Origin of the sequence: Pseudomonas sp. XWY-1, from assembly GCF_002953115.1 — a bacterium.
GTDB classification, from domain to species: Bacteria; Pseudomonadota; Gammaproteobacteria; order Pseudomonadales; family Pseudomonadaceae; genus Aquipseudomonas; species Aquipseudomonas alloputida.
In genome coordinates this window covers 5547259-5570639 of sequence record NZ_CP026332.1, presented here as the reverse complement: position 1 = coordinate 5570639, position 23381 = coordinate 5547259, and the positions used below count along the sequence as shown (strand labels likewise).

Here is a 23381-nt window from a genome sequence, read left to right as displayed (position 1 = left end):
GATCCTCAGCGGATGAACAGTTTGTAGACCAGGCGCTGCAAGGCTTTGCCATAAGGTGGGTAAATCAGCCGTGCGGCGTTGAAGCGTTGCTTGGCAAGTACCGCCTTGGCCTTACTGAAGGTGAGGAAGCCGTCATGACCATGGTAGTGGCCCATGCCTGAAGGGCCGATGCCGCCGAAGGGCAGATCGTCCTGGGCAACATGCAGCAAGGTGTCGTTCAGGCACACACCGCCGGAGTGGGTGTGACGCAGCACATGTTCCTGGGTGCGGCGGTCATAGCCAAAGAAGTACAGCGCCAGTGGGCGTGGGCGCTGGTTGATGTAGGCCAAGGCCTGGTCGAGGCCGTCATAAGGCACTAACGGCAATAGCGGGCCGAAGATTTCGTCCTGCATCACCTGCATGCTGTCGTTCACGTCCAGCAGCAAGTGTGGTGGCAGGCGCCGGCCCTGAGGGGCTTCGCCTGGGTACAAGTCGAGTACTTGCGCGCCTTTGGCGCGGGCATCGTCCAGCAGGTGCTGCAAGCGCTGCAACTGGCGCGGGTTGATGATGGCGGTGTAGTCGGGGTTGTCGGCGATGCGCGGGTACAGTCGGTGCACGGCGCGCTGGTAGGCGTCGCTGAAGGCGGGCAGCCGTTCGCGCGGCACCAGTACGTAGTCGGGGGCGACGCAGGTCTGGCCGGCGTTTAGGGTCTTGCCGAAGGCTATGCGCTCGGCGGCGCTGTCCAGCGGCACATCCTCAGAAACAATAGCGGGGGATTTGCCACCCAGCTCCAGGGTGACCGGGGTCAGGTTGTGCGCGGCAGCCTGCATCACCTGGCGGCCCACGCTGGTGGCACCGGTGAACAGCAGGTGGTCGAAGGGCAGGCGGGCGAAGGCCTGGCCCACCTCGACCTCACCGAGCACAACGCTGACCAGGTCTGTGGGGAACACACGCTCGAGCAGTTGCTGCAGGGCCAGGCCCGTCGCGGGCGTGGCCTCGCTAAGCTTGAGCATGACCCGGTTGCCGGCGGCCAGGGCGCAGGTCAACGGGCCGATGGCGAGGAACAACGGGTAGTTCCACGGCACGATGACGCCGACCACGCCCAAGGGTTGATAGCGCACCTGTGCGCTGGCCGGCTGGAACGCCAGGCCGACGCGGCGTCGGCGGGTGCGCATCCAGCCTTGCAAGTGCTTTTCGGCGTGGCGCAGGCCCTGCACTGACGGTAGCAGTTCGGCCAGCAAGGTCTCGTCGGCGCTGCGCCCGGCAAAATCCTGGCTGATGGCTTCGATCAGTTCTGCCTGGCTGCTCAGCAAGGCTTCACGCAGGCTCTTCAGCCACTGGCGCCGCTGCGCCGCTGGTGGCAGCGGGTTACCGGCAAAGGCCAAACGCTGGGCCGCGAACGTCGTCGCGAGGTCGAGGTCGAATTGCACAGGGGGCAAGGCACTGGGCGAGTTCATGGTGATGTCGAGTCCGGGCCGGGGTTGCCTAGAGCCTATACTCTAATTTGTACCATGGTGCGAATTTTTACATGTCGTTCAACGGTGCATTCCATCTGTAATACGCCGTAAGATAAACCTTTGATGAAGGCCCGCAGACTGGGAGCGAGCATGGCCCCGCGCATGAAGACCCGAGAGCGCATCGTGCAGAGCAGCCTGGAGCTGTTCAACCAGCAGGGCGAACGCAGCGTCAGTACCAACCACATTGCCGCGCACATGGAAATCTCGCCCGGCAACCTGTATTACCACTTCCCCAACAAGCAGGCGATCATTGCCCTGTTGTTCAGCCAGTACGAAGCGCTGGTGGACAGTTTTCTGCGCCCGCCGCAGGGCCGCGCGGCAACCGTGGAAGACAAGCGCTTCTACCTCAAGGCCTTGCTGGCGGCGATGTGGAACTACCGCTTCCTGCACCGTGACCTGGAGCATCTGCTGGACAGCGATGCCGAACTGGCCGCCCGTTACCGGCGTTTTTCCGAGCGCTGCCTGCGCCAGGGCCAGGCGATCTACCGCGGCTTCGTCGAGGCTGGCATCCTGGCCATGGTGCCGGCGCAGATCGAGTCACTGACCATCAACGCCTGGATCGTGCTGACATCATGGGTACGTTTTCTCAGCACCACGCGTGAACATTCTGCGCATTTGGGTGAAGAAGCCTTCAAGCGCGGCGTCTATCAGGTGCTGGTGCTGGAGCTCGGTTTCGTCACCGACAATGCCCGTCCTGCCGTGGACGCGCTGTGTCAGGAATTCCATGTACCGTTCAACCAGGCCCTGGAGCATTAGCCCAGGGCTCTCGTGCCATCGATCAGGAGATTGTCATGCCCCTTGCGCAATTGATCACCCCGCAGCAGTTGGCCGAGCGTCTGGGCTCGCCCAAGTTGGTGATCCTCGACTGCCGCTTTGCCCTCGAGGATGTGGACTATGGCCAGCGCAGCTATGCCCTGGGGCATATTGAGGGGGCGCATTTTGCCGACCTGGACCGGGATCTCAGCGGTCCGGTGAGCAAGGGGCGCACCGGGCGCCACCCATTGCCCGATCCGCAGCGGCTGGTCGAGCGCCTGCGAGAGTGGGGCCTGAACAACGACAGCGAGGTGGTGCTGTACGACGACGGCCCCGGTGCCTTTGCCGCCCGCGCCTGGTGGCTGCTGGTCTGGCTGGGCAAGCGCAGCGGTGTGGCGATTCTCGACGGTGGCCTGAAGGCCTGGCACGCAGCGAACCTGCCGTTGAGTCTGGACCCGCCGCCCAAACGTGAGGGCACTTTCAGTGGTGAACCTGACGCGAAGCTGCTGATCGATGCCGACCATCTGGGCAAGCGCCTTGGTAGCACAGACCTGACCTTGATCGATGCGCGTGCCTTGCCGCGTTTTCGCGGTGAAGTGGAGCCGATCGACCCGGTGGCGGGGCATATTCCCGGTGCCCAGTGTGCGGCGTTTACCGACAACCTGGGGGCTGACGGGCGTTTTCTGCCGGCGGATGAGCTAAAGCAGCGTTTTGCCGAAAAGCTGGCTGGACGGGCGCCGGAGCAGTTGGTGTCTTATTGTGGGTCTGGGGTAACCGCTTGCCATAACCTGTTTGCGCTGGCGCTGGCGGGGTACCCGCTGGGCAAGCTGTATGCGGGGTCGTGGAGTGAGTGGATCAACAACCCGCAGCATGCTGTGGCCACCGGCGAGTAAGCAGACCGGGTTGAACCCCCGCGGTGGGTGGCACCGGCAATGCCGGTGTTCGCGGGCATGCCCGCTCCCACAGGGGGCGCGCAGCCTTTACCAATTCGCGGGCTAGCTACCGTCCACCAGCCACTGCGGAATCCGTCGTTCCAGGTAGTACCCCGGATTTCGCAGGCTGCCATCGACAAAGCCCACATGCCCACCGCGGTCATGCAGTTCGAAGCGGGTTTGTGGTGACAGTTCACGGGCCGTCGGCAGGCTGTGGCTGGACACGAACGGGTCATCGCTGGAATGGATGATCAGCGTAGGTGTGCGGTTCTGGCCAAGGAAGAAGTGGCTGGATGAGCGGCGATAGTAGTCGTGCGCATCGCGAAAGCCATTGAGCGGTGCAGTGACTTTACCGTCGAAGTCCCAGAATGTGCGCAAATTGGTGAGTTGGCCCAAGCGTTCCAGTGTCGCCAGCTGTTCATGCTGGCCCTGGGCGTGGAAGTGCCGCTGCTTGAGCTGAACATACGCCAGCATCTCGCGCATGAAATGCGCCTGATACACCTTGGAGAACCCTTGGCCGATACGGTCGGCACAGTGGTCCAAGCGAAAGGGCACCGAAACTGCAGCCGCTGCTTCCAGTTGGCTGGCGACGCCGCTCTCTCCCAGGTATTTCAACAGTACATTGCCTCCCAGCGAATAACCCACTGCATACAGCGGCGCCAGCGGGCGCAGGGCGCGAAGATGACTGACGATTTCCGCCAGGTCTTCGCTGGCGCCGGAATGGTAGCTGCGCGGCAACAGGTTGGGCTCGCCTGAACAACCCCGCCAGTTCACGGCCACACTGGCCCAGCCGCGATCTTGCAGCGCTTGCTGCAAGCCTTTCACGTAGGGCGAGTGAGACGAGCCGGTCAGCCCATGCAGCACAATGACCAGTGGCGCATGGGGTTGGTGCGGGCCATGCCAGTCCAGGTCGATGAAGTCGCCGTCGGCCAGCCACAGCCGCTCCCGGTCACGCTGCAGCTCAGGCAGCTTGCGCCAGAGCGGCCCCCACAGGGTCTGCAGGTGGGGATTGGACAGGCCGATGGCCGGACGGAATGTGGCGTTGTGGCTGGGCATGCTGGGTGGCTCATGATGTGCCCTGCTAGCTTGCCATGAAACAGCGCCACAGTACCTGCGCTATTGGTCGGGGGCTGGCAGCGGCTGTTGCTCAACGCCTGGTCCGACACTGACAAGCACCTTGCGGCTCAGGGCCAGCCGGCGCTGCATGACGGCTCGGACATCTGCCGGGGTAAGTTCGGCAATACGGGCGCTGTACGTGTCGAGATGATCGGCAGGTTGCCGCTGATGGGTTACTTCCGTCAGCAGTGTTGCCAGTTGCCTGTTCTGCGCGATCCCTCGCAGCAACTGCCCTTCCAGCTGTTTGCGTGCCAGTTGCAGCTCCAGCTGGGTGGGCCCTTCGTCGATGAACGCCTGCAGCAGGGTTTCTACCAGTGCCTGCGTGCCCTGCACATGCTGGGGCGCAACCTCCCATTCCACGGTGAACAGGCCGCCTGCACTCAATGGCAATACATGCGTGTGCACGCCGTAGGTCAGGCCGCGTCGTTGGCGCAACTCCACCATCAAGCGCGACTCGAGGCCCTCTCCCAGAACAGCGCTTGCCAAGGCCAGGGCCAGAAACTCCGGATCGTTGGCGGGTACGTTCATTGGCAGTGCCAGCAGGACCGCACTGCTGGCACCAGCCTGTTCGACGGCTATCGTCGCGCTGGGAGCTGATGGGGCCGCCGGTAGTTCAGTGGCCGACCAGCCTTGCGGCAGGGCCTGGCTGATCTGTTGTGAGATGGCTTGGGCTTGTCCAGGCGAAAGGTCGCCTACCACGACCATCTCAAGGTTGCTGGCGCTGTAGGCGCGTTGGTGGAATGCCCGCAAGTCCTCAGGGGTAATGGCCTCGATACCTTGAGCGGTGCTGCCCTGAGGGTTGCCGTAAGGATGCCCGTTGAACAGGTGGCGGAAGACTTCGCTACGTGCTCTGAGGATGGGTAGCCGCTCGCGCGATGCATGGTTTTGCAGCAACTGGCGCTTGATCCTGGTCAGGGCCATTGGATGGAAGACAGGGTGGGCCACGAGGTCGGTGAGCACCGCCAAGGCCGGGTCGAGCAGAGAAGGGGGGCTAAGGCTGCGAAGGCGCAGCGTCGCATGTTCCAGGCGTACTTGTTTTTCCATGACCGCGCCCAGGCGCTCCAGGTGCTCAGCCTGCTGGGCAGCCGTGTAGGCTTGGCTACCCTCATCGAGCATGGAGAGCGTCAAGGCTGCCAGGCCAGGGTACAGAGTGTCCTGCGTGGTGCCTGCCTTGAACCGTAGTATCACGTCAACAATTGGCAGTTCCCGTGCTTCAACGAATTTGACGTCCGTGCCCGCAGTCGTCTTCCACGCTTGAACCTGTGTATGGATGGTTTCGAACTGGTCCAGGTCAAGTCCCTGGGCAGAGAGCAGCCCGCCGTAGAGGTTGTTGGCTCCGGCAGGCTGTTGCAGGGTCGTTGAGTCAGTCATGAGCGCTTTCCTTGTGGTGCGTGAACGTGAAGGCTGCACGGGAATGGGTGAGGAATTCATAGGCAGCCAGGCCTATCTGCTCGGCTGTCACGGTCTCGATGGCCTGTTGTTCTTCCTCGAGCGAAATAACCGGCAAGCCACAGGCGGCCTGTTTACCCATGGTTTGGGCCTGCTCGGCAATGTCGTCCCGTTCGAACAGCAGCCTGGCCAGCAGACGAGCCTTGGCACGTTGCAGGTGTTCCTTGGCTGGCGCCGACTGGCGAAACGCTTCGATCTCCTGCATCAGTCGTTCGGCGGCGGTCTGTGGGGTTACGTGTGGGCTGCAGAACGCGTAAAGGGTCAGCAAGCTGTCACCGCGCTGCCAGGGTTCATAGGTCGCTTTGATGTATTGCAGGATTGGTTCTTCCAGCAGCAGCCTGCGCTGGAGGATGCTGCTGTAGCCGTTGGCAAGCAGATCGGGAAGCAGACGCAGCGCGTAGGCCTGCCTGGCAGACTGCGCGGTACGCTGGCTGGGTAGTTTGAAGCTTATGATCACGCCGTTGTGCAAGCCTGGCAGGCGCAGCGTCTGAAAACGCCGGCCCTGGGAGGAGGGCCCTGTGGGTAAGGGCCGCATCGGCAAGCGATGGGCGGGGATCGCCGCAAAGTGGCGCGTCACCAAGGTTTGTAGTTGTAGCAGGCTGATGTCGCCGGCCACGGCGAGGGTGGCATTGTTGGGGTGGTACCAGGTCTTGTACCAGGTACGCGCTGCGGCTGGAGTGAGGCTCTCCAGATCTGACATGTGGCCAATGACAGGCGTGCCATGGCCACTATTGCCGTAAGCCAGTAAGTCGTGATGCTCCAGCGCCAATGCCCAAGGGTTGTTGTCCACTGCCTCGCGTCGCTCAGCCATGACCACTGCCAGTTCCCGAGCAAAGGGCGTATCGCCGAGGGTGGCACTGGCCATGACATCAGCCATGGCCTCCAGGGCAATTTCCAGGTGGCGGGTTGGCAAGGTGAGCGGAAATACCGTGGCATCCGCATAGGTGAATGCATTCGGGTCGCCGCCCAAGCGGGTCATGAGGGTTGAGTACTGGCCAGGCGCCAGTTTGCTGCTGCCCTCGAACAGTAGATGCTCCAAGGCATGGGACAGGCCGGTGTGGCCTTCAGGTTCGTAGCTGGAGCCTACGTGGTACCACAGCTGCACGCTGACCAGTGGCGCACGGTGGTCTTCACGCAGGCAGACGTGCAGGCCGTTGGCGAGGGTAAAAGAACCTTTCGAGGCTGCCATTAGCGGCGGGGAGGGGTGTTCGGCCATGGTTGAACTGCTCCTTCAGGAAATGAAGGTGCAGCTTCAACCATGGCGCAGGTGGGGTGCGGTAACTAAGTACACCCAACCCGCGGGTAATCAGCCCCGCTGCCAGAGTGCGTAGTGTACCTGGCCGGTCTTCTTCTCGCGGTGCAGGCGCCAGTTGCCCGGCAGCTGCAAGGTCGAGGGTGCCGCTTCGCTTTCGGTGTAGACCCATGCCTGCTCGCCCAGCCACTGATTCTGCTCCAGCATGTTGCAGGTGTTGGCCAGCAGGTCCTGATGGAACGGCGGGTCGAGGAACACGACATCGAACTGCTGCTTGGCCGGGCCTTGCAGGTAGCGCAGGGCGTCGGTTTGCAGGATTTGCCCGCGAGGGCAGCGCAGGATTTCGAGGTTGTTCTTCAGGTTGGCGATGGCCGCAGGGTTGCTGTCCAGCGCCACGGCGTCCTCGGCCCCACGGGACAGGGCTTCGAGCACCAGGGCACCGCTGCCGGTGAAGGCGTCCAGCACGCGGGCGCCCTCGATGTAGGGGGCCAGCCAGTTGAATACGGTTTCCCGCACGCGGTCAGGCGTTGGCCGCAGGCCTTCGCCTTCCGGCACCGCCAGGCGGCGGCTGCGCCATTCGCCGGCGATGATGCGCAGGTGGCCCTGGCCCTTGCTTTGGCCCGCTTGCGGGCGGGCGGGAGGGGTGGATCTTGGCATTAGTGCTCCGGTACCCCGAGCGGTTGCTCGGAGGGCTTGTCAGTGGGTGCTGGCAGCGGTTTTTGTGGCACTTTCGGGCCAACGGTGACGATCACCAGTTTATCGGCTGACAGGTGTTTGTTCATGGCTGCCTTGACCTGTTCGACGGTAAGGGCCTGGGACTGTTGCATGAAGTCCTCAAGCCAGGTCAGCGGCAAGTTGTAGAAGCCGATCGCGCCCAGTTGGCCGACGATACTGGCATTACTGGCGTTGGACAGCGGGAAGCTGCCGGCCAGCTCGCGCTTGGCATCGTCCAGTTCCTGTTGGGTAGGGCCCGTCTTCAGGTAGTCGGCGAGAATGCCTTGCACCAGCTTGAGCGTACCTTCGCTGAGCTCGGCACGGGTTTGCAGGTTGATCATGAACGGGCCGCGTACCTGCATCGGGCTGAATACCGAGTAAACGCCGTAGGTCAGGCCGCGCTTCTCTCTCACCTCGCTCATCAGCCGGGTACCGAAGGCGCCACCGCCAAGGATCTGGTTGCCCATGGACAGGGCTGGCCAGTCCGGGTCCTGGCGGTCGATCCCCAGTTCGGCCAGCATCAGGTGGGTCTGCTTGGACGGGAAGTCGATGTGGGTCAGGCCGGCCTTGGCGTCTGCGGGTTGGGCCGGTGCGGCCAGCGCAGGGCCCTTGGGCAGGCCGGCAGACACCTGTGCGGCGATGGCTTCGGCCTCTGCACGGCTGAGGTCGCCGACCAGGGCAATTACCGCATTGCCGCCGGTATAGGCCTTCGCGTGGAACGCGCGCAGTTGGGCAAGGCTTATGCCCGTGATGCTCTCGGCAGTGCCGTCGCTTGGGTGGGCATAGGGGTGGTCGCCATAGAGCTTGCCGAAAAGGGCCTTGCCGGCGATCTTGCCGGGGTTCTGTTTGTCATATTCGAAGCCAGCCAGCATCTGGTTCTTGATGCGCTTGAGGGCATCCTCGGGGAATGTCGGCTTGCCCGCCACCTCTGTAAACAGTTTGAGGGCCGGTTCGCGCTTGTCCTTGGCACTGAGGCTGCGCAGCGATGCGACGGCCATGTCGCGGTAGGAGCCGTTGCCAAAGTCTGCGCCCAGGCCTTCGAAGCCCTCGGCGATGGCGGTGACGTCCTTGCCGGCCACGCCCTCGTTGAGCATGGCGTTGGTCAGGGCGGCCAGGCCTGGCGTGCCACCATCCTGGCTGCTGCCGGCAGCGAAGGTGACGCGCAGGTCGAACATGGGCAGTTCGCGGGCTTCGACGAACAGCACCCGGGCACCTTCGGCGGTGTTCCAGTGCTGGATGTTCAACTGACGCCGGCTGGGTGCCTTGCCATTCAGTTCGGCCAGCGACTGCAAGGTGTTGGCCGGGCGGGCCGCGCTGCTGTCGGCCTTGGCAGCGTTATCGGCCATGGCCGGAGCGGCCAGCACTACCGCCAGCGCCAGGGCACGAATGCCCGTGGCCAGCAGGGTTGGGCGTGGTGCGCGGCGATCACTCATGGGCGGACTCCTCGGGCAGTACATGGGCAACGCTCAGGCGTTCGCGAGTGAAGTAGGTGCGCGCGGCGTTCTGGATGTCCTGTGGGGCGACGCGCTTGAGCTCGTCCAGTTCGCTGTCGATCAGCTTCCAGGACAGGCCGACGGTTTCCAGCTGGCCGATGGTGGTGGCCTGGCTGCTGATGGAGTCGCGGTCGTAGACCAGGCCGGCGATGACCTGGGCGCGTACGCGTTCCAGCTCTTCTGCGCTGGGCGGCGTGCTCTTGAGTTCGTCAAGCAGCTGCCAGATGCCTTTCTCGACGTCGGCGAGGGTTTTCTGCTTCTGCACATTCGGCGTCGCCGAGATCAGGAACAGGCTGTCGCCGCGGGTGAAGGCGTTGTAGCTGGACGACGCGCCGGCCACCAGTTCCTGGCCACGCTCCAGGCGGGCCGGCATGCGGGCGCTATAGCCACCGTCGAGCAGTGCCGAGATCAGGCGCAGGGCATGCACCGTCCGTGGGTCCTTGGCGGTGGGCAGGCCGGGCACGTTGAAGCCGTAGATCAGGCTTGGCAGCTGGGTGCGTACGTGCAGGGTCAACTGGCGCCAACCTGGTTCAGCCAGCTCCAGAGGCAGCTTGGCTGGCGGCACGGCGCGTTTGGGAATATTGCCGAAATACTTCTGCGCCAGGCCCTTGACCTCGTCGGCGGTGACATCACCGACCACCACCAGGGTGGCGTTGTTGGGGGTGTACCAGGACTCGTACCAGTGGCGCAGTTCCTCGACCTTCATGCGCTCCAGGTCGGCCATCCAGCCAATGGTCGGCGTGTGATAGCCGCTGGCCGGGTAGGCCATGGCGCGGAACAGCTCGAATGCCTTGGCATTGGGCTTGTCGTCGGTGCGCAGGCGGCGTTCTTCCTTGATGACCTCGATTTCGCGGCTGAACTCGTCGGCAGGCAAGCGCAGGCTGGCAAGGCGGTCGGCCTCCAGCTCCAGGGCTACCGGCAGGCGGTCGCGGGCCAGCACTTGGTAATAGGCGGTGTAATCGTCGCTGGTGAAGGCGTTTTCATCGGCGCCGAGGTCACGCAGAATGCGCGAGGCCTCGCCGGGGCCGACCTTGGCGCTGCCCTTGAACATCATGTGTTCCAGCGCATGGGACAAGCCGGTCTGGCCCGGGGTCTCGTAGCTGGAGCCGACCTTGTACCAGATCTGCGAGACCACCACCGGGGCACGATGGTCTTCGCGGACCACGACCTTCAGGCCATTGTCGAGGATGAATTCGTGGGTGGGTTGCACATCGGCGGCGAAGGCCGCGAGCGGCAGGCAGAGCGTGCCGAGCAACAGGCCAGCGGCGCGGCGGGCTAGAGCATTCATACGGTGTTTAACCTGTTCGGCGGCCCGCTGGGTTTAGCGTCGGCGGGCCAGGAGGTGCTAGGATACTGATCCGGTTGCCTGGCGACCATGCCTGTCGCCGTTCTGGCCCACAGGACACTAAGTCAAAACGTTGCGCATGAACCAGCCGGCTTCAAGATAGTCTGTTCTGCGTAGAGAGAATTTCCGATTGGCCATAGCTGGCCTATCGCTACCCTGAGATAGCCGTCTTCCATGTTTGGTTCCAACGACGACAAAAAAGCGCCGGCCGAGGCTGGTGAGAAGAAAGGCCTGTTCAGCTGGTTTCGCAAGAAGCCGCAGCCACCTGCGGGAGCGGGCGTGCCCGCGCATGAGCCCCCCGTTGTCGAGCAGTCTGCAGCCGCTCCGGTCGAGGGATCTGCCGCCGAAGCGCCACAGGCCCCCGAACCCGTTCAGGCCCCTGCTGCCCCACAGCTGGCTGAGCCGCAGCCGGTCGCCGCACCCCCCCGGCCCCCGGTAGTCGAGGCCCCCGTCCCTGAACCGGTTGCGTCGCAGCCGTTGCAGGCGCCTGAGCCAGAGCCGGTCGCATCCCAGCCGCTGGTGGCACCTGCACCGCAGCCGGTTGCGTCCATGCCCTTGCAGGCGGCCCCTGTGGAGTCTGCCCCTGTCGAGGCCGCAGCGCCGGTCAGCAACCTGGTGCTGCCGGTTGCCGAAGAGCCCGTGGCCCTGGTGCCGGACCTGGAGCCGAAGGCGCCGCCCGCAATCCCGGAACGCGCGGCACCAGCCCCTGTTGCTGCACCCGTCGAACAGGCCAAGCCCGGCTTCTTCGCGCGCCTCAAGCAAGGCCTGTCCAAGACCAGTGCCAGCATCGGCGAGGGCATGGCCAGCCTGTTCCTCGGCAAGAAGGTCATCGACGACGACCTGCTCGACGAAATCGAGACGCGCCTGCTGACTGCCGACGTGGGTGTGGAGGCTACCTCGGCCATTGTCCAGAACCTGACCCAGAAGGTCGCGCGCAAGCAGTTGGCCGATGCCGATGCCCTGTACAAATCGTTGCAGGAAGAACTGGCTGCGCTGCTGCGCCCGGTCGAGCAGCCGCTGAACGTACAGGCCCAGAACAAACCCTATGTGATCCTTGTGGTTGGCGTGAACGGCGCCGGCAAGACCACCACCATTGGCAAACTGGCGAAAAAGCTGCAACTGGAAGGCAAGAAGGTCATGCTGGCTGCCGGTGATACCTTCCGCGCAGCCGCGGTCGAGCAGTTGCAGGTGTGGGGCGAGCGTAACCAGATTCCGGTGATCGCCCAGCACACGGGTGCCGACTCTGCTTCGGTAATCTTCGATGCCGTGCAGGCCGCCAAGGCGCGTGGCGTCGACGTGCTGATCGCCGACACTGCCGGCCGCCTGCACACCAAAGACAACCTGATGGAAGAGCTGAAGAAGGTTCGCCGGGTCATCGGCAAGCTCGACGTTGAGGCGCCGCACGAGGTGCTGCTGGTGCTTGACGCCGGTACCGGCCAGAACGCCATCAGTCAGGCCAAGTACTTCAACCAGAGCGTCGAGCTGACCGGCCTGGCCCTGACCAAGCTGGACGGCACTGCCAAGGGCGGGGTGATCTTCGCCCTGGCCAAGCAGTTCAACATCCCGATCCGTTTCATCGGCGTCGGTGAAGGCATCGACGACCTGCGTACCTTCGAAGCCGAGCCGTTCGTCAAGGCTCTGTTCGCCGAGCGAGATTGACCATGATCCGATTCGAGCAGGTTGCCAAGCGCTATCCCAACGGTCATGTGGGTTTGCATGAGCTGAGTTTCCGGGCGCGCCGGGGCGAATTCCTGTTCGTCACCGGCCACTCGGGCGCTGGCAAGAGCACCTTGCTGCGCCTGTTGCTGGCCATGGAGCGCCCGACCAGCGGCAAGCTGATGCTGGCAGGGCAGGACCTGGGCCAGATCAGCAATGCGCAAATCCCGTTCCTGCGCCGGCAAATCGGCGTGGTGTTCCAGAACCACCAGTTGTTGTTCGACCGCACCGTATTCAACAACATTGCCTTGCCGCTGCAGATTCTCGGCCTCTCCAAGGTCGAGATCGCCAAGCGCGTGGACTCGGCGCTGGAGCGCGTGTCGCTGTCCGACAAGGGCGAGCTGTTCCCGGCCGACCTGTCCACCGGGCAGCAGCAGCGGGTGGGTATCGCCCGCGCCATTGTTCACCAGCCAGCTCTGCTGCTGGCCGACGAGCCCACCGGTAACCTCGACCCGCGCCTGGCTGCAGAGATCATGGGCGTGTTCGAGGACATCAACCGCCTGGGCACGACGGTATTGATCGCCAGCCACGACCTGGCGCTGATCGCGCGCATGCGTCACCGCATGCTGACCTTGCAACGCGGCCGCTTGATCGGCGATGGGGAGGCCGGGCAATGAACACAACACGTACGCCGAAGGTTTCCGAGCGGGTCGCACCGAAGCCGGCCGATCCGCAACCTGCGAAGAAAAAGCGCGGTGAAGACGATGATGGCCCGGACTTCCGCACCCTGCTGCATGCCTGGCTGGAAAGCCACCGTGCCAGCTTGGCCGACAGCCTGCGCCGCCTGGGCAAGCAGCCGATCGGCAGCTTCTTCACTTGCCTGGTCATGGCCGTGGCGCTGAGCATGCCGATGGGCCTGTCCTTGTTGCTGAAGAACGTCGAGCAGCTTGGCGGTTCGTGGCAGCGCGCTGCGCAGATTTCGCTGTACCTCAAGCTCGATGCCGGCAGCCGCGATGGCGAAGCGCTGCGCGACGAGATCAAGGGCATGCCTGGCGTGGCGGACGCCCAGTATGTCAGCCGCGAGCAGGCCCTGGAGGAGTTCCAGCAGCAGTCCGGCCTGGGCGAGGCCTTGCGCGAACTGCCAGACAACCCACTGCCGGGTGTGGTGGTGGTAACCCCGACCGAGGTCGACAAGCCGGCCCTGGACGCTTTGCGTCAGCGCCTGGCGGAGCTGCCGCGGGTGGACGTGGCGCAACTGGACCTGGTCTGGGTCGAGCGCCTGGCAGCCATCCTCAAGCTGGGTGACCGCTTCGTCTTCGGCCTGGCCGTGATGCTGATTTCTGCCCTGCTGTTAGTAATCGGTAACACAATTCGTCTACACATTGAAAACCGTCGTATCGAGATCGAAGTGATCAAGCTGGTCGGCGGCACCGACGCATACGTGCGCCGGCCTTTCCTGTACATGGGCGCCCTGTATGGCCTGGGCGCAGGCCTGCTGGCGTGGGGCATCCTGGCGTTTGGCCTGAACTGGCTGAACGAGGCGGTGGTAGGGCTTTCCGGGCTGTATGGCAGTGACTTCGCCCTGGGCGGCGTTCCGGCTTCCGATGGTCTGTCGCTCTTGATCGGAGCAGTGTTGTTGGGGTATATCGGTGCATGGATTGCAGTCGCCCGCCACTTGAACGAGCTGGCGCCGCGATAGTTTTTACGTGCCAGCATTGACATTTCCTTCACTGCGGAACTTGTACCGTCGTTCCAGGTCAATGTTGGCAGCGCCCACAAGGTGCGAGTTTTGTAAGTCGGAGGTTCTTGAATGACCACATCGTTGCAACCTGCCTATGCCCTGGTACCCGGTGCAAACCTGGAAGCCTATGTGCACACGGTCAACAGCATCCCGCTGCTGACGGTCGAGCAGGAGCGTGATCTGGGCGAGCGTCTCTATTATGAGCAGGATGTCGAGGCCGCTCGTCAGATGGTGATGGCCCACCTGCGTTTCGTCGTACATATCGCCCGTAGTTATGCCGGCTACGGGTTGGCCCAGGCTGACCTGATCCAGGAAGGCAACGTCGGCCTGATGAAAGCCGTCAAGCGCTTCAACCCGGAAATGGGCGTGCGCCTGGTGTCGTTCGCCGTGCACTGGATCAAGGCAGAGATCCACGAGTTCATTCTGCGCAACTGGCGCATCGTCAAGGTGGCTACCACCAAGGCTCAGCGCAAGCTGTTCTTCAACCTGCGTAGCCAGAAGAAGCGTCTGGCGTGGCTGAACAACGACGAAGTGCATCGCGTGGCGGAAAGCCTTGGCGTCGAGCCGCGCGAAGTGCGCGAGATGGAAAGCCGCCTCAGTGGCCAGGACATGGCCTTTGACCCGGCAGCGGAAGCTGACGACGACAGCGCCTTCCAGTCGCCTGCGCATTACCTGGAAGACCACCGTTACGATCCGGCGGTGCAGCTTGAGGATGCCGACTGGAGTGACAACTCCACCAGCAACCTGCACGAAGCGCTGCAGGGCCTGGACGAGCGTAGCCGCGACATTCTCTACCAGCGTTGGCTGGCGGAAGAGAAGGCCACGCTGCATGAACTGGCAGACAAGTACAGCGTATCGGCTGAGCGTATTCGCCAGTTGGAGAAGAATGCGATGAACAAGGTCAAGGCCCTGATCGCTGCCTGATCGAGTCTGGGTTGTAAAGAAAAGCCGCTGGCCCTGATGGGGTGAGCGGCTTTTTTGTTTGTGCTGGCTTTGCCGGCCTCTTCGCGGGTAAACCCGCTCCTACAGGGGATGCGGTTGCCCGTAGGCGCGGGTCTGCCCGCGAGGAGGCCGGGGATGCGGTTGCCCGTAGGCGCGGGTCTGCCCGCGAGGAGGCCGGGGATGCGGTTGCCCGTAGGCGCGGGTTTGCCCGCGAGGAGGCCGGGTATGCGGTTGCCCGTAGGAGCGGGTTTACCCGCGAAAGGGTCGGGCCTGCATTCAAAGCTTTCTGGAGGAGTCCAGCTGCATCAGGTAGCTGGGCCCGCCCAGCTGGCTCATCTGCCGGCGAATCCAGCCGGCCCGGCTGGCCACGTAGGCACTCGGTCGGCTGGCACTCCACTTGATTGGGCTTGGCAGCACCGCTGCCAGCTGCGCTGCCTGCTGGCGGCTGAGCCGGCTGGCGTCGACGCCAAAGTGATAACGCGCCGCTGCCTGGGCACCAAACACGCCCTTGCCCCACTCGGCGCTGTTCAAATAGACCTCGAGAATCCGTTCCTTCGACCAGAACAGCTCGATCAGTGCGGTGAACCAGGCCTCCAGCCCCTTGCGAAACCAGCTGCGGCCTGACCACAGAAACAGGTTCTTGGCCACTTGTTGGGTCAGGGTGCTGGCGCCGCGAATGTTGCCGCCACGCTCGTTGTGGGCCAGCGCCGCCTGAATGGCCGGGAGGTCGAAGCCCCAGTGGCTGGCGAACTTCTGGTCCTCGCCAGCAATGACCGCAACCTTGAGCTCATCGGAGATGTTCTCCCATGGCTCCCAGTCGCGCTGCAGGTCGATCGGTTCACCATTCACCCATGACTGTACCTTGCGCTCGACCATCAGCGCCGTGCCGGGCGGTGGTACCCAGCGGAACACCAGCACCAGCACGATGCTGCCGGCAACGAACCAGAGCAGGGCGCGGGAGAGGCGACGGATAAGCGTTGACAGCATGTCGATGGCTTGGCCCTAAGGGTGGAAGGGGCCATTATACAGACCCGATACAAGGAGTCGTCCCATGCTTCGCAGCTTCCTGATGCTTGCCGCCTTTTTTGGCTTTACCGGTGTCGCCCTGGGCGCCTTCGCCGCTCATGGCCTGAAAAACCGGCTGACGGCTGACTACCTGGCAATCTTCCATACCGGCGTGACTTACCAACTGGTCCATGCCTTGGCGATCTTCGGCGTTGCGGTGCTCTCGGCGCACCTGCCCGGGCGCCTGGTCGGGTGGGCTGGCGGCCTGTTTGCGTTGGGCATCGTGCTGTTCTCCGGCAGCCTGTACCTGCTGACCCTCACCGGCCTTGGCAAGCTTGGCATCATCACCCCGATTGGCGGCTTGTGCTTCCTCCTCGGCTGGCTGTGCCTGGGGCTGGCAGCCTGGCGGCTGGGCTGACCGAGTGGTCCACAATCACGACTAATGGCGTGCACCGCCCTTGGGTTGCAGGACGGTTCGGCGCTAGAATGCTGGCCCCAAAGAACAATGGTGGCCGTGCGCATGCGCATTAAATTGAACGGTGAACCTTACGAACTGCCTGCCGGCGAAAGCGTTGCAGCCCTGCTGGCGCGCCTGGAACTGACCGGGCGCCGTGTTGCAGTGGAACTGAACCTGGATATCGTGCCGCGCAGCCAGCACGACAGCACGCTGCTGAATGACGGCGACCAGGTCGAAGTGGTCCACGCCATCGGTGGCGGCTGACAGCAGCCCGGCGGTTCACAAGCAAGCCCTGCAACCTTTTCCCGAGGAACAACGATGAGCAACGTTCGTAGCGACAAGCCCTTCACCCTGGCCGGGCGTACTTTCCAGTCGCGCCTGCTGGTCGGTACCGGCAAGTACCGTGACATGGAAGAAACCCGCCTGGCCACCGAGGCCTCGGGTGCCGAAATCGTCACTGTCGCTGTACGCCGCACCAACCTTGGCCAGAACGCGGGCGAGCCGAACCTGCTCGATGTACTGTCGCCCGACAAGTACACCATCCTGCCGAACACTGCAGGCTGCTTTGACGCGGTGGAAGCGGTACGCACTTGCCGTCTGGCCCGCGAACTGCTCGATGGGCGCAAATCGCACGAGTCCCGGACGCTGGTGAAGCTGGAAGTGCTGGCCGACCAGAAAACCCTGTTCCCCAACGTGATCGAAACCCTCAAGGCAGCCGAAGTGCTGGTCAAGGAAGGTTTCGACGTCATGGTCTACACCAGCGACGACCCGATCATCGCCCGTCAGCTGGCCGAAGTCGGCTGCATCGCGGTCATGCCGCTGGCTGGCCTGATTGGCACCGGTCTGGGTATCTGCAACCCCTACAACCTGCAGATCATCCTGGAAGAATCCAAGGTACCGGTGCTGGTCGATGCCGGTGTGGGTACCGCCTCCGACGCCACCATCGCCATGGAAATGGGCTGTGAGGCGGTGCTGATGAACTCGGCCATCGCCCACGCCCAGCAGCCGGTGCTGATGGCCGAGGCCATGAAACACGCCATTGTCGCGGGTCGCATGGCCTACCTGGCCGGTCGTATGCCGAAGAAACTCTATGCCAGCGCCTCTTCGCCGCTGGATGGTCTGATCAAGTAAGAGCAACTGATGACTGAATCGCACGATACGCCGATCACCCCCGACGGCGAAGCCCGCCCACACCGCCGCATCAAGAGCTTCGTGATGCGTGCCGGGCGCATGACCGAAGGCCAGCAACGCGGCCTGGATCAAGGCGGCCCGCTGTACATCCTGCCACTGGCTGATAGCCCGGTGGACTACGACCAGGTGTTCGGCCGTTCGGCCCCGCGCACCTTGGAGATCGGCTTCGGCATGGGCCATTCCCTGTTGGAAATGGCCGCCGCCGCCCCTGAGCAGGACTTCATCGGTGTGGAAGTGCACCGCCCGGGTGTTGGCGCGCTGCTCAATGGCGTGCTGACCCAGGGGCTGAAAAACCTGCGGGTGTATGACTGCGATGCCATCGAAGTGCTGAACCGCTGCGTGGCGGATAACAGCCTCGATCGGTTGATGCTGTTCTTCCCAGACCCTTGGCACAAGGCGCGTCACCACAAGCGCCGCATTGTCCAGCTGGAGTTCGCCGAGCTGGTACGTCGCAAGCTCAAGCCCGGTGGTGTGTTCCACATGGCCACCGATTGGGAGCCGTATGCCGAGTACATGCTGGAAGTGATGAGCGCAGCTCCTGGCTATCGCAACCGTGCGGCAGACGGCACCTATGTGCCGCGCCCCGAAGAGCGCCCGATCACCAAGTTCGAACGCCGCGGTGAGCGGCTGGGGCATGGGGTGTGGGACTTGAAGTTCGAGAAGGTGGATTGAGCGGCTGATACGGCTTTTCGATGTGCTGATGCCGGCAGGGATGCAGGCGAAAATAACCGCCTTGAGAAGGGCGGTTTTTTTTCGGTAATACACAACACCTCAGGGCATGCCCGCGAAGAAACCAACGCGGTGGATGGCACCGGCTTTGCCGGTGTTCGCGGGCGGCTGCGACGGTGAGCGGCGGGTGGAGATTGGCCAGCAGGGCCGGCCCATTCGCGGGTGAACCCGCTCCTACGGGCGGCCTGTGTACAACCACCGAGGTGTGTCCACCACCAATCAGTGTAGGAGCGGGTTTACCCGCGAATACGGTGGCGGCGGCAACGGTGAACGGCGGGTGGAAATTGGCCAGCAGGGCCGGCCCTTTCGCGGGTAAACCCGCTCCTACGGGCGGCCTGTGTACAACCACCGATGTGTGTCCACCACCAATCTGTGTAGGAGCGGGTTTACCCGCGAATACGGTAGCGGCGGCAACAGTGAACGGCGGGTGGAAATTGGCCAGCAGGGCCGGCCCATTCGCGGGTGAACCCGCTCCTACGGGCGGCCTGTGTACAACCACCGAGGTGTGTCCACCACCGATCTGTGTAGGAGCGGGTTTACCCGCGAATACGGTGGTGGCGGCAACGGTGAACGGCGGGTGGAAATTGGCCAGCAGGGCCGGCCCTTTCGCGGGTAAACCCGCTCCTACAGGCGGCCGCGCAGGTCTTTCAAATGTTGAGCAAGACAGTTGACCCAGGGGCCATTGGCTCAGCCGCGACGATCCGCCACCACGCCAATCAACACCAGCACCACCAGCAACACAGGCGCCAGCGCATAGTTGTTGAACTGGCTCAGGCCTTTCACCACCCATGGCGTGGCATAGATCAGCGCAGCACCGCTGCCGATCATCACCATCAGCGCCATGAACGGCACACGCAGGGCGCCGGCGAGGCCGCCCAGGCGTTGCTCGGCCCAGGCTTTGACATCGGTGCCGAACAGCACCAGCAGGCAGCCTACCAAGGCCAGTGAAATCTCCGACAGGTTGCTGCGGCTCCAGCGGGAAACCGTCGCGAGCAGATCAAGTACCAGATCCATGGGTCATCCTCAGGTCAAGAAATACTGCAGCAGGTCATTGAGGAACAGCTGGCCCCTTGGGGTGGCCACCAGTCGATCCGGTTCGACCTGCAAAAGGCCCTTTTGTTCGGCGGCGCGGCGTGCTTCCTGCAGCTGTGCCAGTGGCAAGCCGGTGCGCTGGGTGAACAGTTCGGCTTCCACGCCATCGGTCAGGCGCAGGGCGTTCATCAGGAACTCGAACGGCAGTTCATCGACTGGCAGCAGCTTCTCGCCGGCCCTGAACGGCTTGGCCAGGTTCAGGTAGTCCTTGGGCAGGCGGGTCTTCCAGGTACGCAGGATGCGCCCGTCGGCAAAGGTGAGCTTGCCGTGAGCGCCAGCGCCAATGCCGATGAAGTCACCGAAGCGCCAGTAGTTGAGGTTGTGCCGGGCGGCGCGGCCTGCCTGGGCGTAGGCCGATACCTCGTACTGGCGGTAGCCGTGCTCGGCCATCAGCGCTTGGCCGGCTTCCTGAATATCCCAGAGGATGTCGTCTTCGGGCAGCTCTGGCGGCTGGTTCCAGAACACCGTGTTCGGCTCCACGGTCAGCTGATACCACGACAGGTGGGTCGGCCCCAGATCGATGGCCTGGCGCAGGTCACCCAGCGCATCGTCCAGCGACTGGTCGGGCAGGCCGTGCATCAGGTCCATGTTGAAATTGTCGAAACCGGCCGCGCGCGCCATGTCGGCGGCCCGCACCGCTTCGTCGCCATTGTGGATGCGCCCCAGTGCCTCCAGCTTGGCAGGCTGGAAGCTCTGCACACCGATCGAAAGACGGTTGATACCGGTCTGCCGGTAGGCCTTGAACTTGTCCTGCTCGAAGGTGCCCGGGTTGGCTTCGAGGGTGATCTCGATGTCTGGCGCGAACGGAATACGTTGCTCTATGCCACGCAGTAGCCGGCCAAGGGCGTTGGCACTGAACAGGCTTGGCGTACCGCCACCGAAGAAGATCGAGCTGATCGGGCGACCTTGTACGGCAGCCAGTTCCTGGTCGAGGTCGTCGAGCAGGGCTGTGACGTAGGCATCTTCCGGTAGTTCAGGCCCGGCTGCGTGGGAGTTGAAGTCGCAATAAGGGCATTTGCGTACGCACCACGGAATGTGGATGTACAGCGCCAGCGGCGGCAGGCTGCTAAAGCCTGCCGCGCCGGGGGGCGACAGCATTTCGATCATGCCAGGCCCAGACGTTTGCGCAGCAGGGCCATGGCACGGGCGCGGTGGCTGAGCTGGTTCTTGTCTGCTGGGGCTAGATCGGCGCTGGAGCAGTTGCGCTCCGGTACCCAGAACAGCGGGTCGTAGCCAAAGCCCTGCTCGCCGCTGGCCTCGAACAGGATGCGCCCGTGCCACAGGCCTTCGCACAGGATCGGCAATGGGTCGTCGGCGTGACGCACCAGCGCCAGAACGCAGACGAACTGTGCACTGCGCTCAGCTTCAGGCACGTCTTTCAAGGCTTCGAGCAGCTTGGCATTGTTTGCCGCGTCACCTTTGCCGTCGGCATAACGCGCCGAGTAGATGCCCGGCGCGCCGCCGAGGAAGTCCACTGCCAGGCCAGAGTCATCGGCCAGGGCCGGCAGGCCGGAAATGCGGGCGGCGTTGCGCGCCTTGAGGATGGCGTTCTCGACGAACGACAGGCCGGTTTCTTCCGGCTCCACCTGGCTGAACTCACCAATCGAGTGCAGTTGCACGGAATGGCCGAGCATGGCCTGGAGTTCCTTCAGTTTGCCGGCATTGTGGCTGGCCAATACGAGTTGCTGGAAATTCATCATTCGCCTGGGAACACTTCCTGGTTGAAGCGGAGAGAGTTGCTGATGCCGCCGGTTTCGATGGTCAGGTCGAAGGTGACGGTTTCTGGTTGTTCGATCTTGAACTGGGCGATGTAGTACACCGCGCCCGGTTCGGTAATCTGCTTGAACGACAGCGGGCTGATGCGCCCGGTCAGGTCTCTGACCTTACCGCTGACCAGTGCTGGGGTGGGCTTGCCGGCCTTGAGCACGGCAATGTTGAGCACGCCCTGGTTCTTGCTGCGCACCAGGCCGGTGGCCGCGGCCACCTCGGGTGTGAGCATGCTCGAGGTGAATGCGCTGTAGTGCACCGTCACGTCGCCAAATACCTCCTTGCGCTCGGGGCGTGCGGCATCGGCAGCCAGTACTGGCAGGGCCAGGCACAGGCTGATCAGGAACAGGGCTAGGCGACGCATGGGGCGATTCCTCCGGTGGGCGTCAGACCGCGAGCTGGTGCTCTTGCAGGCCCGGACTGCTGACGCGGTAGATGCCGATCTCACCTAGAAGATTAGGCCATAGCCGGCCACCCCACCCGTTGCGGTGCAAGTGGTCGACCGCCAGGCGGTCCAGTACCTTGGCTCGGCGTTCGTGCACAAGTTCTTCGAAGTCGGCGAAGGTGCAGAAGTGGATGTTCGGCGTGTTGTACCAGGTATACGGCATGAAGTCCGATACCGGCATGCGGCCTTTGGTCGCCAGGTACCAGCGGCAGCGCCAGTGGCCGAAGTTTGGGAAGGTGATGATGCACTGACGGCCCACCCGCAGCATTTCGTCGAGGATGCGGTCGGGGTATTCCACGGCCTGCAGGGCTTGGGTCATGATCACCACGTCGAAGCTGTTGCTGGCGAAGTTGCCCAGGCCTTTGTCCAGGTCTTGTTCGATGACGTTGACGCCCTTGGCCACGCAGGCGGCGATATTGTCGGCGTCGATTTCCAGGCCATAGCCGGTGACCTGTTTGCGGTCACGCAGCGAGGCCAGCAGTTCGCCGCTACCGCAGCCCAGGTCGAGTACCCGGCTGCCGGCGGGGATCCAGTCGTGGATGATTTCCAGATCGGCTCTCATGCTGTCCTCAGATGGCAATGCGGTTCATGTAGTTCGAGAAACCCTGCATGTAGCGAGGTGTGGGAATCAGGAATGCATCGTGCCCGTAGGGCGAATCGATCTCCAGGTAGCAGACGTTCTTGCGCGCGGCCATCAGCGCGTCGACGATCTCGCGCGAACGGGCCGGAGAGAAGCGCCAGTCGGTGGTGAACGACATGATGCAGTAGTCCGCCGTGACGTGGGCCAGGGTGGCGGCCAGATCACCACCGTGCGTGGCGGCCGGGTCGAAATAGTCCAGTGCCTTGGTCATCAGCAGGTAGGTGTTGGCGTCGAAACGGCCGGAAAACTCCTCGCCCTGATAGCGCAGGTAGCTTTCGACCTGGAACTCGACGCTGTGGAAGTCGTAGTTGAGCTTGTCGCTTTTCAGCTCACGGCCGAATTTTTCACCCATCGAATCATCGGACAGATAGGTAATGTGGCCGACCATGCGCGCCAGCATCAGGCCGCGCTTGGGGATCACGCCCTGGTCCTGGAACGAACCGCCATGGAACTCAGGGTCGGTGAGAATGGCCTGGCGCGCCACCTCATTGAAGGCGATGTTCTGCGCCGACAGCTTGGGCGCCGAGGCAATGTCGACGCAATGACGCACACGCTCGGGGTAGCTGATGGTCCATTGCAGTGCCTGCATGCCGCCAAGGCTTCCGCCGACGACAGCGGCCCATTGCTGGATGCCCAGGCGCTCGCCCAGGCGCACCTGGCTGTGTACCCAGTCCTCTACGGTCAGTACAGGGAAGTCGGCGCCATACGGTTTGCCGGTGGCAGGGTTGACGCTGCTGGGGCCGGTGCTGCCGTTGCAGCCGCCGAGGTTGTTCAGGCTGACCACGAAGAAGCGGTTGGTATCGATCGGCTTGCCGGGGCCGATGCAGCTGTCCCACCAGCCTGGCTTGCGGTCGGTGGCGGCATGGTAGCCAGCGGCATGGTGGTGGCCGGACAGGGCATGGCAGATCAGCACGGCGTTGCTCGCGCTGGCGTTCAGGGTGCCATAGGTCTCGTAGACCAGTTCGTAACTGGCCAGTGAACGGCCACAGGCCAGTGCCAGCGGTTCATCGAACCGGGCGGTTTGCGGTACTACCAGACCGACGGAATCTTCGGGAAAGACAGTTGACATCGACCCTGCTCACGCTTGACGGAGGCGTAAGTCTAAAGAGCGCTACCCCCAGCGGCAAGCAAAGGCTTGCGACTGGGGGCAAGCTGGCGCTGGCGAG

The 23381-nt window shown here is 63.4% G+C and carries 23 protein-coding genes and 1 pseudogene; 10 read left to right on the top strand and 14 right to left on the bottom strand.

The annotated features are described in order from the left end of the window. Window positions 1–5: 5 nt before the first annotated feature. Window positions 6–1436, bottom strand: coding sequence for a coniferyl aldehyde dehydrogenase (locus tag PRJ_RS25985; protein WP_104962735.1), 1431 nt, complete (start codon window positions 1434–1436; stop codon window positions 6–8). A 150-nt stretch (window positions 1437–1586) separates the two neighbouring features. Between PRJ_RS25985 and PRJ_RS25980 the strand changes: the two genes are divergently transcribed. Together PRJ_RS25980 and PRJ_RS25975 are read left to right on the top strand one after the other, a co-directional pair. Beyond that, window positions 1587–2252 carry a TetR/AcrR family transcriptional regulator gene (locus PRJ_RS25980; RefSeq protein ID WP_104962734.1) on the top strand — a complete coding sequence of 222 codons (666 nt, stop codon included), beginning with the start codon at window positions 1587–1589 and terminating at the stop codon, window positions 2250–2252. A gap of 35 nt (window positions 2253–2287) precedes the next feature. Next, a complete protein-coding gene (locus PRJ_RS25975; protein WP_104962733.1) occupies window positions 2288–3142 on the top strand; it encodes a sulfurtransferase in 855 nt (284 codons plus the stop codon). 102 nt (window positions 3143–3244) lie between these two features. Here the strand turns inward: PRJ_RS25975 and PRJ_RS25970 are convergent, their stop codons facing one another. The 6 genes from PRJ_RS25970 to PRJ_RS25945 form a co-directional block, all read right to left on the bottom strand. Then, complete coding sequence (locus PRJ_RS25970) at window positions 3245–4237, bottom strand: hydrolase (RefSeq protein ID WP_104962732.1); 993 nt, start codon at window positions 4235–4237, stop codon at window positions 3245–3247. Window positions 4238–4297: 60 nt separating this feature from the next. Continuing rightward, on the bottom strand, window positions 4298–5668 hold the full coding sequence (locus PRJ_RS25965) for a pitrilysin family protein (protein WP_104962731.1): 1371 nt from the start codon (window positions 5666–5668) through the stop codon (window positions 4298–4300). Beyond that, window positions 5661–6962 carry a pitrilysin family protein gene (locus tag PRJ_RS25960; RefSeq protein WP_104962730.1) on the bottom strand — a complete coding sequence of 434 codons (1302 nt, stop codon included), beginning with the start codon at window positions 6960–6962 and terminating at the stop codon, window positions 5661–5663. Before PRJ_RS25960 ends, PRJ_RS25965 begins: the two co-directional genes overlap by 8 nt. Window positions 6963–7052: 90 nt before the next feature. Continuing rightward, window positions 7053–7655 carry a 16S rRNA (guanine(966)-N(2))-methyltransferase RsmD gene (rsmD, locus tag PRJ_RS25955; RefSeq protein WP_010955651.1) on the bottom strand — a complete coding sequence of 201 codons (603 nt, stop codon included), beginning with the start codon at window positions 7653–7655 and terminating at the stop codon, window positions 7053–7055. Beyond that, window positions 7655–9145, bottom strand: coding sequence for a pitrilysin family protein (locus tag PRJ_RS25950; protein WP_104962729.1), 1491 nt, complete (start codon window positions 9143–9145; stop codon window positions 7655–7657). Before PRJ_RS25950 ends, rsmD begins: the two co-directional genes overlap by 1 nt. Then, window positions 9138–10493, bottom strand: a complete 1356-nt coding sequence (locus PRJ_RS25945) for a pitrilysin family protein (protein WP_104962728.1) — start codon at window positions 10491–10493, stop codon at window positions 9138–9140. The genes PRJ_RS25950 and PRJ_RS25945 overlap by 8 nt, the downstream gene beginning before the upstream one ends. A gap of 231 nt (window positions 10494–10724) precedes the next feature. On the opposite strand from PRJ_RS25945, the gene ftsY reads away from it, so the two are divergent. From ftsY to rpoH, 4 genes are all read left to right on the top strand, one after another. Beyond that, window positions 10725–12209 (top strand): signal recognition particle-docking protein FtsY, encoded by a 1485-nt coding sequence (gene ftsY, locus PRJ_RS25935; RefSeq protein ID WP_104962727.1) that lies wholly within the window; start codon window positions 10725–10727, stop codon window positions 12207–12209. A 2-nt stretch (window positions 12210–12211) separates the two neighbouring features. Next, on the top strand, window positions 12212–12883 hold the full coding sequence (ftsE, locus tag PRJ_RS25930) for a cell division ATP-binding protein FtsE (RefSeq protein ID WP_003249079.1): 672 nt from the start codon (window positions 12212–12214) through the stop codon (window positions 12881–12883). Further along, on the top strand, window positions 12880–13905 hold the full coding sequence (gene ftsX / locus PRJ_RS25925; RefSeq protein WP_003249081.1) for a permease-like cell division protein FtsX: 1026 nt from the start codon (window positions 12880–12882) through the stop codon (window positions 13903–13905). The genes ftsE and ftsX overlap by 4 nt, the downstream gene beginning before the upstream one ends. 111 nt (window positions 13906–14016) lie before the next feature. After that, complete coding sequence (gene rpoH / locus PRJ_RS25920) at window positions 14017–14871, top strand: RNA polymerase sigma factor RpoH (protein ID WP_003249083.1); 855 nt, start codon at window positions 14017–14019, stop codon at window positions 14869–14871. Between the two features lie 294 nt (window positions 14872–15165). Here rpoH and mtgA read toward each other — a convergent pair. Then, window positions 15166–15911 (bottom strand): annotated as a pseudogene (gene mtgA, locus PRJ_RS25915) (monofunctional biosynthetic peptidoglycan transglycosylase). Window positions 15912–15940: 29 nt separating this feature from the next. On the opposite strand from mtgA, the gene PRJ_RS25910 reads away from it, so the two are divergent. From PRJ_RS25910 to trmB, 4 genes are all read left to right on the top strand, one after another. Then, entirely contained in the window at window positions 15941–16312 is a 372-nt protein-coding gene (locus PRJ_RS25910) for a DUF423 domain-containing protein (RefSeq protein ID WP_104962726.1), read from the top strand. A gap of 102 nt (window positions 16313–16414) precedes the next feature. Then, a complete protein-coding gene (thiS, locus tag PRJ_RS25905; protein ID WP_003249090.1) occupies window positions 16415–16615 on the top strand; it encodes a sulfur carrier protein ThiS in 201 nt (66 codons plus the stop codon). 54 nt (window positions 16616–16669) lie between these two features. Next, a complete protein-coding gene (locus PRJ_RS25900; protein WP_003249091.1) occupies window positions 16670–17482 on the top strand; it encodes a thiazole synthase in 813 nt (270 codons plus the stop codon). Window positions 17483–17491: 9 nt separating this feature from the next. Then, on the top strand, window positions 17492–18214 hold the full coding sequence (gene trmB / locus PRJ_RS25895) for a tRNA (guanosine(46)-N7)-methyltransferase TrmB (protein WP_004575478.1): 723 nt from the start codon (window positions 17492–17494) through the stop codon (window positions 18212–18214). 744 nt (window positions 18215–18958) lie between these two features. On the opposite strand, the gene PRJ_RS25880 is transcribed toward trmB, so the two are convergent. Genes PRJ_RS25880 through PRJ_RS25855 form a run of 6 tightly spaced genes read right to left on the bottom strand, consistent with a single transcriptional unit; the run spans window position 18959 to window position 23284 of the window. Next, the gene (locus PRJ_RS25880) at window positions 18959–19285 is read right to left on the bottom strand and encodes a DUF3392 domain-containing protein (protein ID WP_003249095.1); all 327 of its coding nucleotides are present in this window, start codon (window positions 19283–19285) and stop codon (window positions 18959–18961) included. 9 nt (window positions 19286–19294) lie between these two features. After that, a complete protein-coding gene (hemW, locus tag PRJ_RS25875; RefSeq protein WP_104962723.1) occupies window positions 19295–20470 on the bottom strand; it encodes a radical SAM family heme chaperone HemW in 1176 nt (391 codons plus the stop codon). Next, window positions 20467–21063, bottom strand: coding sequence for an RdgB/HAM1 family non-canonical purine NTP pyrophosphatase (rdgB, locus tag PRJ_RS25870; RefSeq protein WP_003249101.1), 597 nt, complete (start codon window positions 21061–21063; stop codon window positions 20467–20469). The genes hemW and rdgB overlap by 4 nt, the downstream gene beginning before the upstream one ends. Then, the gene (locus PRJ_RS25865; protein ID WP_104962722.1) at window positions 21060–21494 is read right to left on the bottom strand and encodes a DUF4426 domain-containing protein; all 435 of its coding nucleotides are present in this window, start codon (window positions 21492–21494) and stop codon (window positions 21060–21062) included. The genes rdgB and PRJ_RS25865 overlap by 4 nt, the downstream gene beginning before the upstream one ends. Before the next feature lie 22 nt (window positions 21495–21516). Beyond that, a complete protein-coding gene (gene metW, locus PRJ_RS25860) occupies window positions 21517–22137 on the bottom strand; it encodes a methionine biosynthesis protein MetW (protein WP_003249106.1) in 621 nt (206 codons plus the stop codon). A 7-nt stretch (window positions 22138–22144) separates the two neighbouring features. Then, complete coding sequence (locus PRJ_RS25855; RefSeq protein ID WP_010955639.1) at window positions 22145–23284, bottom strand: homoserine O-acetyltransferase; 1140 nt, start codon at window positions 23282–23284, stop codon at window positions 22145–22147. Window positions 23285–23381: the final 97 nt, after the last annotated feature.

Excerpts from the sequence above, each read along its gene's own strand:
- PRJ_RS25985 (WP_104962735.1), bottom strand. The coding sequence starts at position 1,436 with ATGAACTCGCCCAGTGCCTTGCCCCCTGTGCAATTCGACCTCGACCTC.
- PRJ_RS25980 (WP_104962734.1), top strand. The coding sequence starts at position 1,587 with ATGGCCCCGCGCATGAAGACCCGAGAGCGCATCGTGCAGAGCAGCCTG.
- PRJ_RS25975 (WP_104962733.1), top strand. The coding sequence starts at position 2,288 with ATGCCCCTTGCGCAATTGATCACCCCGCAGCAGTTGGCCGAGCGTCTG.
- PRJ_RS25970 (WP_104962732.1), bottom strand. The coding sequence starts at position 4,237 with ATGCCCAGCCACAACGCCACATTCCGTCCGGCCATCGGCCTGTCCAAT.
- PRJ_RS25965 (WP_104962731.1), bottom strand. The coding sequence starts at position 5,668 with ATGACTGACTCAACGACCCTGCAACAGCCTGCCGGAGCCAACAACCTC.
- PRJ_RS25960 (WP_104962730.1), bottom strand. The coding sequence starts at position 6,962 with ATGGCCGAACACCCCTCCCCGCCGCTAATGGCAGCCTCGAAAGGTTCT.
- rsmD (WP_010955651.1), bottom strand. The coding sequence starts at position 7,655 with ATGCCAAGATCCACCCCTCCCGCCCGCCCGCAAGCGGGCCAAAGCAAG.
- PRJ_RS25950 (WP_104962729.1), bottom strand. The coding sequence starts at position 9,145 with ATGAGTGATCGCCGCGCACCACGCCCAACCCTGCTGGCCACGGGCATT.
- PRJ_RS25945 (WP_104962728.1), bottom strand. The coding sequence starts at position 10,493 with ATGAATGCTCTAGCCCGCCGCGCCGCTGGCCTGTTGCTCGGCACGCTC.
- ftsY (WP_104962727.1), top strand. The coding sequence starts at position 10,725 with ATGTTTGGTTCCAACGACGACAAAAAAGCGCCGGCCGAGGCTGGTGAG.
- ftsE (WP_003249079.1), top strand. The coding sequence starts at position 12,212 with ATGATCCGATTCGAGCAGGTTGCCAAGCGCTATCCCAACGGTCATGTG.
- ftsX (WP_003249081.1), top strand. The coding sequence starts at position 12,880 with ATGAACACAACACGTACGCCGAAGGTTTCCGAGCGGGTCGCACCGAAG.
- rpoH (WP_003249083.1), top strand. The coding sequence starts at position 14,017 with ATGACCACATCGTTGCAACCTGCCTATGCCCTGGTACCCGGTGCAAAC.
- PRJ_RS25910 (WP_104962726.1), top strand. The coding sequence starts at position 15,941 with ATGCTTCGCAGCTTCCTGATGCTTGCCGCCTTTTTTGGCTTTACCGGT.
- thiS (WP_003249090.1), top strand. The coding sequence starts at position 16,415 with ATGCGCATTAAATTGAACGGTGAACCTTACGAACTGCCTGCCGGCGAA.
- PRJ_RS25900 (WP_003249091.1), top strand. The coding sequence starts at position 16,670 with ATGAGCAACGTTCGTAGCGACAAGCCCTTCACCCTGGCCGGGCGTACT.
- trmB (WP_004575478.1), top strand. The coding sequence starts at position 17,492 with ATGACTGAATCGCACGATACGCCGATCACCCCCGACGGCGAAGCCCGC.
- PRJ_RS25880 (WP_003249095.1), bottom strand. The coding sequence starts at position 19,285 with ATGGATCTGGTACTTGATCTGCTCGCGACGGTTTCCCGCTGGAGCCGC.
- hemW (WP_104962723.1), bottom strand. The coding sequence starts at position 20,470 with ATGATCGAAATGCTGTCGCCCCCCGGCGCGGCAGGCTTTAGCAGCCTG.
- rdgB (WP_003249101.1), bottom strand. The coding sequence starts at position 21,063 with ATGATGAATTTCCAGCAACTCGTATTGGCCAGCCACAATGCCGGCAAA.
- PRJ_RS25865 (WP_104962722.1), bottom strand. The coding sequence starts at position 21,494 with ATGCGTCGCCTAGCCCTGTTCCTGATCAGCCTGTGCCTGGCCCTGCCA.
- metW (WP_003249106.1), bottom strand. The coding sequence starts at position 22,137 with ATGAGAGCCGATCTGGAAATCATCCACGACTGGATCCCCGCCGGCAGC.
- PRJ_RS25855 (WP_010955639.1), bottom strand. The coding sequence starts at position 23,284 with ATGTCAACTGTCTTTCCCGAAGATTCCGTCGGTCTGGTAGTACCGCAA.